12 protein-coding genes are annotated in these 17,664 nt (G+C 69.3%); 5 read left to right on the top strand and 7 right to left on the bottom strand.

Annotated features, from left to right (window positions below; all coding sequences use genetic code 11):
• Nucleotides 1–6: 6 nt before the first annotated feature.
• Nucleotides 7–3,243, top strand: a complete 3,237-nt coding sequence (locus tag Aph01nite_RS02845) for an NACHT domain-containing protein (protein WP_204039120.1) — start codon at nucleotides 7–9, stop codon at nucleotides 3,241–3,243.
• A 33-nt stretch (nucleotides 3,244–3,276) separates the two neighbouring features.
• Here the strand turns inward: Aph01nite_RS02845 and abc-f are convergent, their stop codons facing one another.
• The gene (gene abc-f, locus Aph01nite_RS02840) at nucleotides 3,277–4,893 is read right to left on the bottom strand and encodes a ribosomal protection-like ABC-F family protein (protein ID WP_204039119.1); all 1,617 of its coding nucleotides are present in this window, start codon (nucleotides 4,891–4,893) and stop codon (nucleotides 3,277–3,279) included.
• A 906-nt stretch (nucleotides 4,894–5,799) separates the two neighbouring features.
• Between abc-f and Aph01nite_RS02835 the strand changes: the two genes are divergently transcribed.
• Both Aph01nite_RS02835 and Aph01nite_RS02830 read left to right on the top strand, forming a co-directional pair.
• Nucleotides 5,800–6,396, top strand: coding sequence for an LGFP repeat-containing protein (locus tag Aph01nite_RS02835; protein ID WP_204039118.1), 597 nt, complete (start codon nucleotides 5,800–5,802; stop codon nucleotides 6,394–6,396).
• 33 nt (nucleotides 6,397–6,429) lie between these two features.
• Nucleotides 6,430–7,023, top strand: coding sequence for an LGFP repeat-containing protein (locus tag Aph01nite_RS02830; protein WP_204039117.1), 594 nt, complete (start codon nucleotides 6,430–6,432; stop codon nucleotides 7,021–7,023).
• A gap of 210 nt (nucleotides 7,024–7,233) precedes the next feature.
• On the opposite strand, the gene Aph01nite_RS02825 is transcribed toward Aph01nite_RS02830, so the two are convergent.
• From Aph01nite_RS02825 to Aph01nite_RS02810, 4 genes are all read right to left on the bottom strand, one after another.
• A complete protein-coding gene (locus tag Aph01nite_RS02825; RefSeq protein ID WP_204039116.1) occupies nucleotides 7,234–9,600 on the bottom strand; it encodes a bpX6 domain-containing protein in 2,367 nt (788 codons plus the stop codon).
• Nucleotides 9,597–11,213, bottom strand: coding sequence for a hypothetical protein (locus Aph01nite_RS02820; RefSeq protein ID WP_204039115.1), 1,617 nt, complete (start codon nucleotides 11,211–11,213; stop codon nucleotides 9,597–9,599). Before Aph01nite_RS02820 ends, Aph01nite_RS02825 begins: the two co-directional genes overlap by 4 nt.
• A gap of 108 nt (nucleotides 11,214–11,321) precedes the next feature.
• The gene (locus Aph01nite_RS02815) at nucleotides 11,322–11,678 is read right to left on the bottom strand and encodes an AAA family ATPase (RefSeq protein WP_204039114.1); all 357 of its coding nucleotides are present in this window, start codon (nucleotides 11,676–11,678) and stop codon (nucleotides 11,322–11,324) included.
• 31 nt (nucleotides 11,679–11,709) lie between these two features.
• On the bottom strand, nucleotides 11,710–12,639 hold the full coding sequence (locus Aph01nite_RS02810; RefSeq protein ID WP_204039113.1) for an SDR family NAD(P)-dependent oxidoreductase: 930 nt from the start codon (nucleotides 12,637–12,639) through the stop codon (nucleotides 11,710–11,712).
• A 121-nt stretch (nucleotides 12,640–12,760) separates the two neighbouring features.
• On the opposite strand from Aph01nite_RS02810, the gene Aph01nite_RS02805 reads away from it, so the two are divergent.
• Entirely contained in the window at nucleotides 12,761–13,348 is a 588-nt protein-coding gene (locus Aph01nite_RS02805; protein ID WP_204039112.1) for a TetR/AcrR family transcriptional regulator, read from the top strand.
• Nucleotides 13,349–13,409: 61 nt separating this feature from the next.
• Here Aph01nite_RS02805 and Aph01nite_RS02800 read toward each other — a convergent pair whose 3' ends face one another.
• Nucleotides 13,410–13,661: an SCO4226 family nickel-binding protein gene (locus Aph01nite_RS02800; RefSeq protein ID WP_204039111.1), complete on the bottom strand. Its 252-nt coding sequence runs from the start codon at nucleotides 13,659–13,661 to the stop codon at nucleotides 13,410–13,412.
• A 104-nt stretch (nucleotides 13,662–13,765) separates the two neighbouring features.
• Between Aph01nite_RS02800 and Aph01nite_RS02795 the strand changes: the two genes are divergently transcribed.
• On the top strand, nucleotides 13,766–16,660 hold the full coding sequence (locus Aph01nite_RS02795; RefSeq protein WP_275418339.1) for a helix-turn-helix transcriptional regulator: 2,895 nt from the start codon (nucleotides 13,766–13,768) through the stop codon (nucleotides 16,658–16,660).
• Nucleotides 16,661–16,667: 7 nt separating this feature from the next.
• On the opposite strand, the gene Aph01nite_RS02790 is transcribed toward Aph01nite_RS02795, so the two are convergent.
• Entirely contained in the window at nucleotides 16,668–17,588 is a 921-nt protein-coding gene (locus Aph01nite_RS02790) for an SDR family oxidoreductase (RefSeq protein ID WP_204039109.1), read from the bottom strand.
• Nucleotides 17,589–17,664: the final 76 nt, after the last annotated feature.

The raw sequence follows: 17,664 nt of genomic DNA, 5'->3' as shown, positions 1-17,664 counted from the left end.
GTGCCCGTGGCCTGGGAGACAGCCGCCCTGGGATTGGGCAAGGTGGTGGGCGACCGCGCCCTGCGTACGTGGCTCACCTCCCGGTCGGCCGCGGAGAGCCGCGGCAAGGACCTCGTCGAGCTGATGCGGGCTCGCTTCCCGGATCAGCTGGTGCGCCGCAAGGCCGAACGGCAGATCGAGGACATCGCCGACGCGGTCACCGCCCGCGTGCTCAAGGTCTGCGCGCACGAGTTCCCCGGCCTCGAGGATGACGACCGCCTCACCGTACTCGCCGAGGTCACACAGGTCCTGCACCGCGCGGACCTCTCCGACCGCGCCCTGCTGACCGCCGACGCCGACCCGGTACGGCTGGCGCAAGCCGTACGAGCGGGACTGCCCGGTCCGAAGGACCTCGGTGAAGCGGCGTCCCGCCTGTACGAGGTCGTGCTCGACGAATGCTGCGACTGCCTGGTACGGATCGTGCGGCACCTGCCCGAGTTCCAGCCGCGGGCGGCCACCGAGACGCTCACGCGCCTGTCGGGGCTGGGCGAGCAGATCGCCACCGTGCTGGAACGGCTTCCCGTACGCACACTGGAGGCCCCGGAGGGCACCGACCGGGACACCGGGTTCCGCCGTCGCTACCTGGAGCATGTGTCGCAGACGCTCGACGTGCTCGAACTGCTGGGCGTACGGATCGAGCGGTTCCGGCCGCGGACGTCGTTGAGTGTGGCGTACATCAGTCTTTCGGTTTCGGCCATGCCCGGCCGGGCCGATCCCGTGTCCTGGCACGCCGCGGCGGCCGAGCCCGCGACCATGCGGGTGGAGAGCGCGCTCGGTCAGGGGCGCAGGATGCTGCTCAGGGGCGAGGCCGGGGGCGGCAAGAGCACGCTGCTGCGGTGGCTGGCCATCACCGCCGCGCGGGGCGGGTTCGAGGGGGAACTGGCCGAGTGGAACGGGTGTGTGCCGTTCCTGGTGAAGTTGCGCAGCTACGCCGACCGGGATCTGCCCAGGCCGGAGCAGTTCCTCGACCTCGCCGCCGGGGCGCTGGCCGGTCTCATGCCCGCCGGGTGGGTGCATCGGCAGCTGTGGTCGGGGCGTGCGCTGCTGCTGGTCGACGGCGTGGACGAGCTCACCGGGAATCAGCGGAAGGCGATCAAGCCGTGGTTGCGCGGGCTGCTGGCCGAGTTCCCCGCGATGCGGGTGGTGGTCACCACCCGGCCGGCGGCGGCGCGGTCGTCGTGGCTGGACGAGGAGGGATTCGCGCCCGCGTTCCTGGAGCGGATGACGCCCTCGGACACGCGGGCGCTGGTCGAACACTGGCACGAAGCGATCAGGAACAGCCCCGACCTGCCTTGTCCGGTCGAGCATCTGCCTGTCGTCCAGGCGAGGCTGCTGTCGCATCTCGACGGCGCGGCTCATCTGCGCGGGCTCGCGGCCACGCCTTTGCTGGCGGCCATGTTGTGTGCGCTCAACCTCGATCGTGCGTCGGAGTTGCCGCCGGATCGTATGGGGTTGTACGCGGCGGCGTTGGAGATGCTGCTGGAGCGGCGGGACGCGGAACGGACCATTCCCAGTTATGGGCAGGTGCATCTGGATCGGGCTCAGAAGATCCAGATCTTGCAGGAGCTGGCTTGGCAGCTGTCGATGACCAACCGGGTCGAGTTGCCGAAATCCGCCACGTTGGCGCGGGTGGAGAAGGTCGTGTCGGCCATGCCGCGGGTGCAGGCGACCGGGGTTCAGGTGCTGGGCTATCTGCTCGATCGCAGTGGCGTAATTCGCGAGCCGGTGGACGGTCGTATCGACTTCGTGCATCGCACGGTTCAGGAGTATCTGACCGCGCGGGCTGCCGCTGAGGATGGGGATATCGAGCCGCTGGTGCACAACGCGCATCGCGATCAGTGGCGTGAAGTGGTGGTGATGGCGGCCGGGCACGCGAACGCGCCGCTGCGGGAGGAACTGCTTACGGGGTTGCTGGGGCGGATGGAGAGTGAGCCGCGGTATGCGCGGCGGCTCAAAGTTCTCGTGTGTGCGTGTTTGGAGACGCTGCCGTCGGTGCCCGAGCGGTTACGGGAGGCGGTGAACGGATGTCTACGCGACCTCATCCCGCCCCGGGACGTGGGCTCGGCCCGGTCCCTGGCGAACGCCGGCCAGATCGTTCTTCACCAACTGCCCACCGATCTAAGTGGGCTCTCCCCGGCCGTTGCCCGCGCCTGCGTCAGAACAGTCTGTTTGATCAACGGCCCCCATGCTCTCAACGTGCTGTCCGGCTACGCGTCCGATGGCCGAAGCGAAGTCATACGCGAGTTGATCACAGACTGGCGCTATTTCGAGCCCGAACTGTACGCCAAGCGCGTGCTTTCCTGCGCGAACATCACGGACGAGAGGCTTCGGGTAGATACCGTCGGACAGCTCAAGGCATTACGTCATCTCCCACCGCAAAACAACGTGATTATCCACACCCCTGTGATAGACGACTTGAGCCCGTTGCTCCCTCATCGCGAGTCACTCACTTCCCTGACCATGTCCGGAAGGCCGACCGAGACGGCACTGCGGACAGTTCGCCAGCTCGATTCTTTGACAAGTCTTGATATATGGAATACGAAAGACATCGGCTTTATTTCCAACCTTCACAACTTAATCGCACTTCAGCTTTATCAAATGTCAGACGTAACAGACTTCGAGCCTCTCCGCGGCTTATCCAAGTTGACGCGCCTCCATCTCATGGACGCAATCAATTTGACCCGCTGGCATTGGCTGCCGGCACCCGACCGTCTTACGTCGCTAGGTCTCTCCGGCGCACCGATAGTGGGATCCATGCGCGAAGTCGTCTCACAAGCGCCATCCCTTGAGAGTCTGTTCCTCCATGGCTACCAGCGGCTTACCCATCTCGAAGCGCTCTCCCAGCTCAGTCTTGACCACCTCGGCCTCGCTGGGATCAAGGAACTTGACGACATCTCCCCCCTCTCGGGGTGTGTCTCGCTCACCTCTCTAACCCTGGATAGAACTCCAGTGCACGACCTGCGCCCTCTTGTCGCCCTGGAGAATCTGAATTACCTCAGCCTGGGCAACTGCGGTCTACTACAAGACCTTTCACCGCTCGCACATGTGAGCCGACTCCGCACTCTGTGGCTAGACAATGCCACCCCAGGACTCGACCTCGCGCCGTTGGCCGAGAACTCACGATTGAGAGTAATAATCGCGAATGAACAAAAGGTCGGTAACGGCCATTTGTTCGGCAAGCGGCTCACTCGAGTCTGGACATGACTATCTTCCACATATTTATGGCCTCCAGAGTGGCTACGCGTGCAGTCGGCCGTCGGAGAGTCGTAGCCAGCGGTTGACGTTGATCTGCGCCAGGAATCGTTCGTCGTGGCTGACCACCACGAATGCGCCTTCGTAGGCGGTGAGCGCGCTTTCCAGTTGGCCCACGCTGACCAGGTCGAGATTGTTGGTCGGTTCGTCGAGGAGGAGCAGTTGGGGAGCCGGTTCGGCGTACAGGACGCAGGCGAGGGTGGCGCGCAGGCGTTCTCCGCCGGAGAGGACGCCGACCGGGAGGTGGATGCGGGAGCCCCGGAACAGGAAGCGGGCGAGCAGGTTCATTCGCTGTGACTCGGGCATCGTGGGCGCGGAATCGGCCAGGTTCTCCGCCACCGTACGGTCGAGGTCGAGCAGGTCGAGCCGCTGAGAGAGGTAGGCGACGCGGCCGTCCGCCCGCTTGGCGGTGCCGCTCTCCGGCTCCAGGTCGCCGTTGATCAGCCGGAGCAGGGTGGATTTTCCGACGCCGTTGGGACCGGTCAGCGCGATCCGCTCCGGACCCCGGATCTCCAGGTCGGCGCCCTCGCCCGCGAAGAGCGCGCGTTCCCCGTAGTAGACCTGCATCCGTTCTCCGAAGAAGACCGTACGTCCGGCCGGGACGTTGGTGCCGGGGAGTTCCAGCGCGATCCGTTTCTCGTCGCGCAGGGCACGGCCTGCCTCGTCGAGCCTGGCCTTGGCGTCGCTGACCCGAGCGGCGTGCATCTCGTTGGCTTTCCCCGCCGACTCCTGGGCGTCGCGTTTCATCGTCCCCGCGAAGATCTTCGGCAGCCCGGCGTCCTTGAGGTTGCGCGCCGCGTTCCCGGCCCGCCGCGCGGCCCGCTCCCGGGCCTGCTGCATCTCCCGCTTCTCCCGCTTCAACTCGGTCTCCGCGTTGCGGACATTCTTCTCCGCGACCTCCCGCGCGGCACGTACGGCCTCCTCGTACGCGCTGAAGTTCCCGCCATACGAGCGCAACTCGCCCCGATCGAGTTCGGCGATGCGATCCATACGATCGAGCAGCGCCCGGTCATGGCTCACCAGCAGCAGACACCCGTTCCAGTCCTCAAGCACGCCGTAGAGCTTCCGCCGCGCATCCAGATCGAGGTTGTTGGTCGGTTCGTCCAGAATCAGCACATCCGGCCGCTTCAACAGCTGCGCCGCCAGCCCGATGGACACAACCTGGCCCCCGCTGAGAGTGCCCAACCGCCGCGTGAGCGCGACATCCCCCAGCCCAAGCCGATCCAACTGGGCACGAGTGCGCTCCTCGATGTCCCAGTCGTTGCCGATCGTTGCGAAGTGCTCCTCGCTCGCGTCACCGGCCTCGATGGCGTCGATCGCCCTGATCACCGGCGCGATTCCCAGCACCTCCGCCACCGTCAGGTCACCGGCGAACGGCAGACTCTGCGGGAGGTACCCGAGCACGCCCTTCACAGACGCGCTCCCCCCGGTTGGCCGGTACTCGCCGGCGATCAGCTTGAGCAGGGTGCTCTTCCCCGCACCGTTCGGCGCGACAAGCCCGGTACGACCCGCGCCGACAGTGAAGGAAAGATCCTGGAAGACGGGGGTGTCGTCAGGCCAGGAGAAGGACAGGTTCGAGCAGATGACGAATGCATCGGACATGAGAGACCTCGCGTGGGATGCCAGGCGCGACAGAACCGCCCAGCAGGGAGAAAAGGATTCATGGGAACGACGACACAGCCACGGCGACGGCACTCCTAGGCGCCCGCCGACGGCCGATCACTCCCGGGTATCACCCGGAGATGTCGTCGTCACCTGCCACGTCTGATCTCCCTGTTCTCGTCACTCGCAAATCACCCTAGCAGGGACGAAGGGATGCGAACCCGCCCTGCGAACGGTCACCGGCAAGCGGGGCGGGCGGCTGACGTCATCCCCTCAACCCCACGCGACATCCCCTCAACCCCACGCGACGTACACAAATCTCCTGGCGGCTCGCTCACGCTCGGAGGTCGTCAAGGTGGGCGGGTTCGCGATGTCGGATCTTCCCCGTGGTGAGTCCTGGTGTGAGTCAGTTCCATCGCCGTTCGTGGCCCGATTTCCGCCGCTCAGCGCCTGAGCCCTCGATCTCTGTCCTGGGTTCTTGATCTCCGGGGTAGCCCTGGGCGTTTTGGGGGGTTAGCCCGGGGGCGGACGTCCGGAGGGCCGGTTTAGCCTGAGCGTGCTGCGCAACCGAGCCCTGCTCGAAGGCGACAATTTCGCAATATCGCGAAATATCCCCCTCGGCTTCGGCGACGGAATTTAGGTGGCCCGAGCGGCCTGCCGACTCCCCATCGAGGGAGCTTCGGAATCATTTCCGTCCATGCGCATGCCTTTTTTGGAGCATTTTCCACGCGTGCCATATATTTCCAGCATAGCTGCTCTGACCTGCCAATACATCACATCATGGTGTCGTCGATAACGCGGCCAGAAAATGCAAGCGGCTTGAAAGTCGTGGTAGCCGGAATGAAAGTGGAGCCTCGTACAAAGGGGGTGCGAAGAAACGAAAGACACACCGAAAGGAACACTCCGATGAACCGCACCGCTCGCGCCCTGCTCGGTCTCGCCGCCACCGTCACCGCCGCCGCTGCCATCGTGGCCGCCCCCTCGTCGGCCCAGGCCACCACCGCCGCCTGCGACCCCGCTCTGATCGCCCCCAACGGCAGCCTCATCGGCGGCCTCTGGCGCTCCAACGGCGGCGAGAACAGCGTCTACCGCTGCCCGGTCACCAAGGAGTTCGGCTACCCGGACAAGGCCGGCTCCTGGCAGCGCTTCCAGAACGGCAAGATCGTCTGGTCGCCGAACCTCGGTAACGGGACGCTCATCCGGGTCTTCCAGAAGGACGGCAAGATCGTCCTCAAGTGGAGCGGCCTGGGCCGGGACTGGGACTTCTTCAACGTCCGGTACAGCCAGGACGGCGGGCGCGCCGTACAGGTCAAGCAGGCCCGGCTGACCCCGTGGAGCGGCCAGTTCTCGTTGACGCCCTTCGTGCACAACGGCGTCGGCTCCACCACGAACGGCCACTCGTCCAGCACTTTCGCCTTCATCGTCCAGGGCTGCGACCGCGGCACCTTCAGCTCCGACTGCGGCCCGTGGAGCATCGCCAACTCGATCAAAGTCGCCCACTGACCGCGTTCAACCCCCCGACTGAGGAGTTCTCCCATGTCCATCACCCGCAACCTGCTGGCGGCCGCCGCGCTCGCCACCGGACTCGCCCTGATCTCCCCCACCGCGGCCCACGCCGCCACCAGCTCCTGCGATCCCGCTCTGGTCGCGCCGAACGGCAGCCTCATCGGCGGCCTCTGGCGCTCCAACGGCGGCGAGAACAGCGTCTACGGCTGTCCCGTCACCAAGGAGTTCGGCTATCCGGACAAGGCCGGCTCCTGGCAGCGCTTCGAGTCCGGCAAGATCGTCTGGTCTCCCAATCTGGGCAACGGGACGCTGCTGCGCGTCTTCGAGAAGGGCCCGAACATGGTCTTCAAGTGGAGCGGCCTGGGCCGGGACTGGGACTTCTTCAACGTCCGCTGGAGCAAGGACGCCCAGCTGGGCAACAAGACCTACCAGGTCAAGGTCAAGCGCCTGACGCCGTGGAGCGGCCAGTTCATCATCACCAAGAACCCCGCCGTCGACTACGAGAGCTCCGTCAGCCACGGCCGTACGACCGACACCTGGCGCTTCGTCGTCCAGGGCTGCGACCGAGGGACGTTCAGCTCGGACTGCGGCCCGTGGAGCATCACCAACGTGTACGAGTACTAGGCCCGCCGGATGGGCCTCCCAACCGAACGACAACGCACCGGAAGCGGCCATGCAGGGGGCATGACCGCTTCCTCGCGTCCGCCGCGGACGACCACCGTGCGAAAGGTGTCCGCCTTCGGCTGGGAACCCAGGACCTCCGACCCCGGCCCGACCAGCGCAGGCCCCATGAGCCACCGCACCCAGCAGCGCGCCGTGCGACGTAGCCGCGTTCTAGGCGATCCGCAGGCGGAGGTTGGCTTGGACGGTCCCGTGTTCGTCGACGGCAACGATCCGGCCGCCGGAGTCGAAGAGCGTCGTGATCCCCGCGTGCGATCGCAGACCCAACGTGTCGCCGTCGGGGAAGGCGGCCCTGAACATCACCTCTCCCTGGGCCGCGCGCACTTCGGCGACGCCGTCGTCCACGGTCGCGTGGACGTCCCCGGCCGAGAGCGTGGGGCTGAGGGCCTTTCCGCAGGCCAGGACGTGTAGCGACTCGTCAGATCTCACGCGGGTGCGCCCGCGCAACGTCCAGCCGGGCAGTTCCCAGCGCCAGGCTTCCAGCTGGGGCCGACCGTTCACGGACACCAGGCCGATCGCGGAGATACTCGTGGCCGTGCGATTGACGGAAAGGATCTTGGCCGCCTCCGTCATCTCCCGCCAGACCATTCGGGGGCTGTCCGCGAGGACGTCGAAGACCACGATGCCCTCATCGCTGACCGCGGTGAGCAGTCCTCCGTCGTAGGACGGCAGGATCGCCTTGACGCGTAGGGCCGTCCAACGGCGGACTTTACGAGTGGCCAGGTCAAGCCGGTGTACGTCCCGGACGGATTCCCGGCGGTTCACCAGCAGGGCGGCACCCCCGTGGTCGGCGATGACGAGTTGGTGCGCGGGAATGTCCCAGCGTGCCCGTACCCGGCCGTCGCGGGTGAGCAGGAACGTGCCCGCGTCTCCGCACGCGGCCAGCACGCCCCCATTGCCGAGCACGGCGGCGTCGAAGAGCGCGATCGTCCCCGGCGGGCCGGAAGCCGTGACGAACGGCGCCTCGGCGGCCGATCGTGGAGCGCGTGGTACGTCGGCCAGGTCGGCCACGGCGAGAGGATCCGCGCGACTCGACAGGGCCTTCGTGACGCGGCCGAGGGTCTTGCGGTCGAGCGTCCAGCCGCCGTCGCGGACGAGTGCCCGCAGCCCGGCGGTGGCCAGGGCGCGGTCGGCTACCGGGTCGTCGCACCTGAGCTCGGCGAATGTCGTACCGAATCGAGCTCTGGCGAGCAGGGTCGCCGGGTCGTCGCTGTCCACCAGGGCTTGTACGGCACTGCGGGCGGCCTCGCCTGGCTGGTACGCGGCGAGGTAGGCGAACAGGTGGCCGGCGTCGGCTCCGCCCAGGGCGATTCCGGTCTGGATGCTGGAGACGACCATCGGGCGCAGTTTCGCCTCCGGCCAAGCGGCTTCGACCGCACCGATGTGGTCTACGGCGGCCTGCCGGTCGTGGACCCAGGCATGGCGCAACTCCAGAGCCGCGGCGGCGTCGACGGTCGCCAGGCGGAGGATGCCGGTGGCGAACGCCCCCCGGGATCGGGCGAGGTCCACCGCCCGGCCGCGGTCGCCCGCGCGCCACCACAGGCGTACGACGAGATCGGCGGACAGGTCGCGGCCTTCGGCGAGTTCGGCGGCCAGGCGCCAGTGCCGGTGGCGTTCGAGGAGGTCCACGGCCTCGGCCGGGCTGTCGAGGAGATCGGCCAGGACGAACGCGGCCTCGATCACCTCGCCTGCGCGTTCCAGTGCTTCGGCGGCGCTTCGGTACAGGTCTTGGAGGTGCTCGTAGACCGTCGGGCCGTACGACAAGGAGGCGCTTGACGAGGCGGTGGTCAGGGAAGGGCGGAGCGAACCGCGACGGCGGGGGAGCCGGAGCGTTCGCAGGGCGGTCTCGGAGCCGCCGAGGGCGATCGCCTCCCGGAGCGCGTCGTCCCAGCGTCGTTGTTCGAAGGCGCGGGTGAGGTCGCGCAGGTAGCGCTGGTGGCGGCGGCGTACCAGCGAGAAGGCGGGACTCTTGACGGCCAGCCAGACCAGTGCGCTGCGGACATGTGACCAGAGTCGTGCCGCGTGGCTTCCGCCAGAACTTCTGGCATGCGGGAGACGTGCGCGTAGTTCGCTTGTGGCGCGGTCGGTGAGCGGGGATGATCGGCCGATCTTGGCTGCCGCGCGTAGGTCCGGTGCCGGCTTGTGCATCCGTTCGATCGACGGGACCGGAGGCTCTGGGGGTTCCAACGGTTTGAGGTGGGCGATGCGGAGGGTTGTGGAGTTCAGCCAGTCCGCCGGGTTGAGGGTGGGGAGTGCCGAAAGTCGTTCCACCCGGGTGCTGCCGGCGTGCTTCCAGGCGATCTCGTCCGCACCGGGCTCGGCGAGCAGGCCGGGGGCCAGTTCCGCTCGTACGGAGGTCGGTTCGGCGAGATGGAGGAGCCAGTGCCCATGGGGGAGGACGCGGAGCTCGGCGCCGTGCCGCCAGAATGCGATCACTCGTCGGCGGGCTTCGTGCTCCCCGATCAGCGGGACGTCGAGGATGAAGGCGGTTGCGGTGGCTCGGCCGCGGTAGGTGGTCATTCGCCTACCGCCGTCCGGAGCATGATGTCACCGGTGAAGAGGTGGCCCGCGAGGAGTCCGCCGTTGGCGTCGACGCCTGCGATCAACGGCAGGGTGGGGTGGACGATCGGGGTGGTCGGAAGGCCTGACCAGGTGGTCAGGACGCGGGTCTCCCAGGGGCGTACAAGGCGGACCAGGACTCCTGCCTTGGAGCAGGTCACCAAGGTCGGGCCCATGCCGTCGAACATCAGCCGGAGCACTTTGGAGTTCGGCTCCACGGTGACGGTGCTCTCTGTGCCGTGCGGGTCGAAGGTCTGCCAGCGGGAGCCGTCCGTCGATCGGGCGTGGCCTCCGTCGCCCAGGATGATCTCGGCTTTCGGATCGGCTGGCCTGGTGATGAACTGCGGCTGATCGAACTGGCTGCCCGATCGGGGCGTTAAGGCGAGGTAGTTCGTTTTCAGGGCGGTGCCGTCGGTGGTGAGCCGCCACCAGTCGCCGCCGGAAGGGCAGATGACGTCTCCGCCGAGGTAGTAGAGCGGGAGGAGCCCTGCCGAGCAGATCGCGTCCGGGTCGAGGGCGAGTGTCTCGACGGGTACGCGCAGGTCGGCGACGTTGCCGAGGGAGCTACCGATCACCTCGATGCGGATCGTCCCGTCGCGCACGATCATCGCGATGAGGCGCCTGCCGAGCACGGACGCGGCGAGGACCGGCCCTGTCAGACGGTGCAGGACCGGCTTGCGTACGGACGCGCCGCGCGACGGGGGCACGTAGATGGAGACGAGTTCGTCGGCCGCGCCGCCTCGGGCGAGAATCCGGCGGGACGAGCTGGGGAAGAAGGGGAATCGGAATGTCGCAGCAGGTTCCTCGGGCGTCGCCGCGCGGGTGAGACCCTGGCCCCGCAAGGCGCGTACGGCGACCGGTCCGGTGGGCAGAGCCAATTCGGCGCTGCTGTCCCGGAACGCGACCCGCACATGGGTGACGCCCTCCGCGCCCCACTGCGACTCCCGGCTGCTGATCACCTGCCGACGCCCGGTCAGCCGCGCGGCCAGCCGAGGACCGGTCAACACCCAGACGTCGTCATCCGCGTCCGTCCACGCTGAGACGTCGTCCGCATCGGGTTCGGTTGTACGTCGCGCGCGCAACCAGTCCCTGAGCAGCGCAGACAGGTCACCGGTCCGCCAGCTGCCGGGCTCCTGGCCGAGAACGCCGACGGCCAGATCGGTCCCGAGAGCGGCGGCGCGCCGATGCAGCACGAGCATGGATGCGAGCTGCACCAGCCGTCCCGCACCGGCCTGCCCAGGGCCGGTGTCGGCGAGCACCGCCACCCGTCCACGTCGCCGCGGGCGCCGTACCGCAGGGGCCAGATGCAGGAGTTCCCGTTGCGCCGCCCTGCGCAGGAACTCGACCGGCGCTTCGTCGGCGAGCAGCCATTCGGAGACGAGCATGAGCTCCGGATGCCCCCGCCTGGAGAGCCCTTCGAAGCCGTCCGTGCTCCCCTGCTCGACGCCCGGCCGATCGTGGCCGGACACCAGATGGTCGATGCCCCGGACCAGCGGTCCGAGCGCGACCGCCAGATCGGGAGCGAGGAACGCCAGCGAATCCGACCAGGGAGCCAGCGCGGCCGGCAGTCTCATGGCCCGGCGAGCGTCATGGCATCCACCGGCCGCGACGGGGTGTCGGTCACCAGAGCCTGTCCCGGCATCAGCACCGCCAGCCGCCCCGATTCACCGGCCAGCAGATGGTCACGCCAGAGCGCGGCGGACGGCGCCGGAACCTGCGTGGTCGGCACCAACAGTCCGTCGTCGAGCCCCAGATAGCACTTCGCGCAGCCGCCGCAGGTCGACCGGCCCGAACACCTCGTTGGGCTCGGTGAACCGTCCCAGCAGGTACTCGAAGTAGCTGCCGCCCAGACCGGCGGCGACCCGGCGTACGGCTTCCGACTTGGCCGTCCCGGGAGCGCCGATCACCAGCAGGTGCTCCCCCGCCACCGCGCACAGCGCGACGAGTTCGGCGACCAGCTCCCGGTCGACCAGGCCGGCTCGCGCCGCGGCCACCGCCGTACGGACGGCGTCCGCGTCTTCCAGGTGATCGATCTTCACCGCCCGAATTGTAGGGAATCAGGCAAGATCGTTACCCCACCATATCCAGCGAGACCTCCCACAGGCGGGTGGCGGCCTCAGGGTCGAGCGCGTACGTGCGGACGCCCTCGCCGGCGGTGGGGTCGGCCGTGGCCGCGGCCTCGTCGCAGTCCTCGAAGTACCGCCCGGTGACGCCGTCGAGCAGCGGGGACGCCGCCAGGAGGACAGAGGTCGCCGCTCCCTGCTCGGGGGTCTTCCAGTCGTAGGTGTCGAAGAGTTCCTGAAGGTCGGGCGGCAGCGTGTCCCCGAGGTGCCGCTGCAGTCCGGTCCGGATTCCTCCGGGCATCAATGAGTTGGCGGTGATTCCGTCACCCGCCCACCGCCGGCCCGCCTCCACGGCGAAGAGCACGTTGGCGGTCTTCGACTGACCGTAGGCCGACCATCCGTCGTACGGCCGGTGCGCGAAGTGGATGTCGTCGAAGACGACCGGTGACATGCGGTGCGCGCTGGAGCTGACCGAGACGATGCGCGCGCCACCCGCGGCGGCCAGCGCGTCGTGCAACCCGAGCGCGAGCCGGAAATGTCCCAGGTGGTTGGTGGCGAACTGGAGCTCCCACCCTTCCGGGGTCCGGCGCGGCTCAGGCAGCGCCATGATCCCGGCGTTGTTCACGAGGATGTGCAGCGGCCCTTCCCAGCCGCCGGTGAACGCGTCGATCGAGCCCCGATCGGTGAGCTCCAGGGACGCCACCGCGACGGCGCCGCCCGTCTGGCCGGCGATCTCCTTGGCCACTCGCCGTCCGGCTTCCTGGTCGCGTACGGCGAGAGTGACGTCCGCTCCGGCGGCGGAGAGGGCGCGTGCGGTCTCGATACCGATGCCCGACGCGCCACCGGTGACGATCGCGCGCCGGCCGGTGAGGTCGACGCCGTCGAGGACGTCAGCGGCAGTCGATTTGGCGTCAAAAGGCGTGGTGATACGTGACATGGTCGACCTGATCATTCTGTGGCCTCGCGGCCACGACGAGGTAAGCTAAAGCGGAGCGAACTCCGGATTCAACATATGCGGAGTGCGCTCCGTTTGCAAACACTCGAACAGGAGACCCTTCATGACCGGCACACCACCGCGGGCGCGCCGTGCCGACGCCCTGCGGAACCGCGACCGGGTGCTGGCGGCGGCCGTACGGGCCTTCACCGAGCACGGTCCGGACGCCAGCGTGAACCTCATCGCCAAGGAGGCGGGGGTCGGGATCGGCACGTTGTACCGGCATTTCCCCACCCGGGAGGCGCTGATCGAGGCCGCGTACCGCAACGAGCTGGCGGCCGTCTGCGACGCGGCCGCCGACCTGCTCGCCGAGGAGCCGCCGGTCGAGGCCCTCCGCGCCTGGATGCACCGGTTCATCGACTACATGGCCACCAAGCTCGGCATGGCCGAGGCGCTGCGCACGGTCATCGCCTCCGGCGGCGACCCGTACGCGCAGAGCCGTAACCTCCTCACCGGCGCGATCGCGCGCCTCCTCGACGCCGCCACCGCGGCCGGCGAGATCCGGGACGACGCCAACGCCGACGACCTGCTGATCGGGCTGAGCGGCATCGCCATGGCGGCGGGCGACCCCGAGCGGCGCGACCAGGCGGGCCGTCTCATCGAATTCATGATCGACGCACTGCGCTACCGTCCGGACAGATCCGGCCAATAGACCGCGCGTTCAACCGCGTCCAGGCCGCGGCGTTTCCGGACGCCGAGACCTGTCCCGCGGGCTACTCGACCTCGATCGGCAGTTCGTAGATCTCGGTCGTGGGGTGGCCGGCCTTGTCGTGGACGCGGAGGACCGCCTCCTTGGACGGGCCCGAGGACAGGCAGAAGACCTTGCCGGACTCCGGGTCGAGCCAGGCGCGTTCGAAGTGCACGCCCTCGCTCTCCTCGATGGCCAGGTCGCGCTCGTGCGCCTCGCGCAGCTGGTCCTCGGTGACGCCGACGAATCCGCTGTGCACATCCATGAACTTCGCCATTTCCGGCTCCTCTCGTTTGTTCGGAATACGCGTAAGCGTGCTCGCCGGGCGGGGGGCCCTTCATCGGTCAGGTGACCTATTGCGCGGGAGGCGGATACTGAGAATTGAGAGGGGGTGTACCGATGCCGGGCGTGATCCAGTCGCCCGTCCTGGTCGGCAGGGACGAGTTCGTGGCGCTGGCCGGGCGCCGTCTCGCCGAGGTCGCGGACGGAGCCGGTCAGCTGCTGCTCGTCGCCGGTGAGGCGGGGATCGGCAAGACCCGCCTGCTGGGCGCGATCGAGCGGCGCGCCCGCGCCAAGGGCTTCATGGTGGTGCGCGCGGCGGCGTTCCCGGGCGACATGCAGTCGTTCGCGGGATTGCTGCTGGATCTGGCCGGGGATCTGGCGGCGGCTCCGGAACCGGAGCTGAGCGACCTCGGGCACGCGATCGCGTCCCGGGTGCGGGCGATCTCCACCGCCGAGGGGGACGCGCATCACCGGCGCCGGCTGCTGGTGCGGGACCTGGTGGATCTGCTGATCACCGCGGAACCGGGCCGGCCGCTGCTGATGATCCTGGAGGACCTGCACTGGGCCGACCAGCTCAGCCTCGACGTGGTCGGCCACCTGCCGCCCCGGCTGGGGACGAGGCCGATGCTGGTCGCCTGCGCGTACCGGAGCGACGAGCTGTATCCGAAGTTGCCGATGCGCGACCTGCGGGCGCGGCTGCTGACGCAGCGGCTCGCGGAGGAGATCCGGCTGCCGCGCCTCAGGCCCGAGCAGATCGCCACCATGGCCGGGACCGTGCTCGGCCGGCCGGCCCCGGCGCAGGTGGTGGCGGCCATCCACAGCCGCAGCGACGGCATCCCGCTGCACGTCGAGGAGCTGCTGGCCGCCGTCGACCAGGACCTGCTCACCCCGCAGTCCGGCGCGGCCGTGCTGGCCGCAGCGGTGCCGGACACGCTGGCCGAGGCGGTGCTGAGCCGCGCGCACGGCCTGGCCGCGCGTACCCGCCAGGTCGCCTCCGCGGCGGCCGTCATCGGCCGCTCCTTCGACTTCGATCTGCTCTGTACGGTCACCGAAGCCGACCCGTCCGACGTCGCCACCGCCTTACGCGAACTCCGGGACGCCCTCCTGGTCCTGCCCGGCACCGACGCCGCCACCTTCGACTTCCGGCACGCGCTGATCCGCGACACCCTCTACGCCGACACCGACCTGCCCGTACGCCGCCGCCTGCACGAGAGCGTGGCCCGCACGGCGGCCGAGCGCGGCTACCGCGACGAGTTCGTCTCCGCCCATTTCGAGCACGCGCAACGCACCGAGGACGCCCACCGCCACGCGCTCGCCGCCGCCAGGGAGGCCGCGTCCATCTCCGCCCACCGGGAGTCGCTCGACCTGTACCGCCGGGCCGTGCGCAACCTGCCCGCCGGGCTTCCCGTCATGGACCGGGTCCGCCTGTTCGCCGCGCTGGGCGACGAAGCGGCGGCCACCGACGACAACGAGGCCGCGGCCGCGGCGTACCGGACGGCGCACGAGCTGGCCGTCGGCGTCGGGGAGGTGCGGGCGGCGGCGGACCTGGCGCCGCGCATGGTCGCGGTCGCGCACCTGCTCGGCGCCGACCTCGACACCCGGGTACGGACGCTGCGCACCGCCCTGGACAGCCTGGAAGGTGTGGCCGGCGCGGACCGGGAACGGACCAGGCTGTGGTCGGCGATGGCCGCCGCGTACATGCTGGACCGGCGGCTCGACGAGGCCATCGAGCAGGGGGAGCGCGCCCGCGCGGAGAGCCTGCGCATCGACGACGAGGAGGCGGCGCTCAACGCCGAGGCGACACTGGGTTCTGTGCTGGTGTTCGCGGGGCGGATGCAGCCGGGCTGGCCGTACCTGGAGGAGGCGGTGCGCCGGGCCTGCCGCGCCGACCGGGAGGCGGAGGTGGCGCGCGGCTACCGGATGGTCGGGACGAGCGCGTCGGTGCTGGTCGAGTACGACCGCGCGCAGGCCTGGCTGGAGGAGGGCGTGCAGTACGCGGAGCAGGTCGAACTCTGGAACCACCGGCACTACATGGCCGCGCATCTGGCGCACGTGCACTGGGCGGTCGGCGATTGGGACACGGCCACCCGGACCGCGGAGCACGCCCTCGCCGACGGGCGCGGCGGCATCACCACGCGGATCACCGCGCAGTACGTGCTCGGCTATCTCGCGATGGGGCGCGGCGACTGGACCGCCGCCGCCGGCCTGCTGGGCGAGGCCTCCGCGCAGGGCGAGGCGATGGCCGAGCTCCAGCGCCTGTCGCCACCGCTGTGGGGTCTGGCCGAAGCCGCCCGCTGCCAGGGCGACCACGCGACCGCCGTCACGTTGTGCGAACGCGGCCACCAGGCCTCCGCCAACGTCACCGACGCCGCCTACCTGTTCCCCTACCTGCTCACCGGCGTGCGCGCGCACCTGGCGCTGGGCGACACCGACGCCGCCGAAGCCTGGGCGGAGAAGGTGTCCGCCGTGCTCACCGCCCGCGCCATCCCCGGCACGCTGCCCGCCGTCGAGCACGCCCGCGGACTCCTCCTGTTCGCGCGCGGCGACCTGCCCGCGGCCCAGCTCGCCCTCCAGTCGGCCCAGCTCTCCTGGCAGACCAGACGCCGGTTCTGGGAAGGCGCCTGGTGCCTGCTGGACCTCGCGGCCGTCGCCGTCAAGTCGCGCCAGCACGCCGAAGCCGCCCGTCTCCTCACCCGGCTCCGCGCCGACGCGACCAAGGCCGGCGCCATCCCCGTCCTGACCGCCGCCGACGCCCTCCCCCTCACCTCGCCGCGCGCCACCGTCCCCTGGCATCCCCTGACCGCCCGCGAATTCGAGGTCTCCCAGTTCGTCGCCGCCGGTCTCACCAACCGCCAGATCGCCGAACGCCTCGTCCTCTCCCCCAAGACGATCTCCGCCCATGTCGAGCACATCCTCACCAAGCTGGGCGCGTCCCGCCGTACCGAGATAGCCGCCTGGTATGCCACCGTGCAACGCGACCTGACCCCGAAGTGAGCCGGGTTCAGCGGACGGAGGCGTCGGTGAGCTGCTCTGATCGCGCCCAGAGCTGAGCGTTGACCGTGGGGTTCAGGGCCCGGCGGGTGATGGTGGCCGTGGTGGTGGGACCGACCAGGCCGAACCAGCGGCTGGGGCCGTAGTAGCCGGCGGGAGTGACGTCGGGGCTGGTGGCGGCGTGGAGGAGGGGTTCCGTGCCGGGTTCGACCGCTTGGGAGGGAAGGGGGTTGACGCGGAGGAAGAAGGAGATCCGGCGGGAGGGAGCGGGACGGCCGAGGTTCGGGCCGGCGGTCTGGAGGTTGGTACGGGTGTAGCCGGGGTGGGCGGCCGTACTGAGCAGGTTCCAGCCGCGTTGGGCGGCAAGGACGGCCAGGTGCTGGGTCAGCATGAGGTCGGCCAGCTTGGACTGGGCGTACGCGAGACCGGCACGGTACCGGCGGCGTTCCCACTGGAGGTCCTCGAAGTCGATGCGGCCGAAGTTGGCGACGCCGCTGCTCATGGTGGTGACGCGGGGCGCGGGAGCGGCGAGCAGGAGCGGCAGGAGCCGTACGGTGAGGGCGAACGGGCCGAGGTAGTTGCTGCCGAACTGCAGCTCGAAGCCGTCGGCGGTGGTCATGCGGGTGGGCACGGCCATCACCCCCGCGTTGTTGACCAGCAGGTCGAGCGGGACGCCGTCGGCGGTGAGGCGGTCGGCGAACGCCGCGACGGAGGCGAGGTCGGCCAGGTCGAGGCGGCGCACCTCCAGCTGGGCGTGCGGGTGGCGGGCGAGGATCTCGTCGCGGGCGCGCTCGCCCTTGGCGGGCGTGCGCACGGCCATGACGACGCGGGCGCCAGCGGCGGCCAGGCGGCGGACGGCCTCCTTGCCCGTGCCGCTGTTGGCGCCGGTGACGACGACGAGTTTGCCGGTCTGGTCGGGGACGGTGTACATGGCGACTCCCGCAGATTAAAGACTGTCGGTCTGTTATAGTCGCAACGTACCAGACCTTCGGTCTGTTAACAATAGA

This window comes from Acrocarpospora phusangensis, assembly GCF_016862995.1.
In the GTDB taxonomy this organism is placed as follows: domain Bacteria; phylum Actinomycetota; class Actinomycetes; order Streptosporangiales; family Streptosporangiaceae; genus Acrocarpospora; species Acrocarpospora phusangensis.
This window is presented reverse-complemented; position numbering and strand designations above follow the sequence as displayed.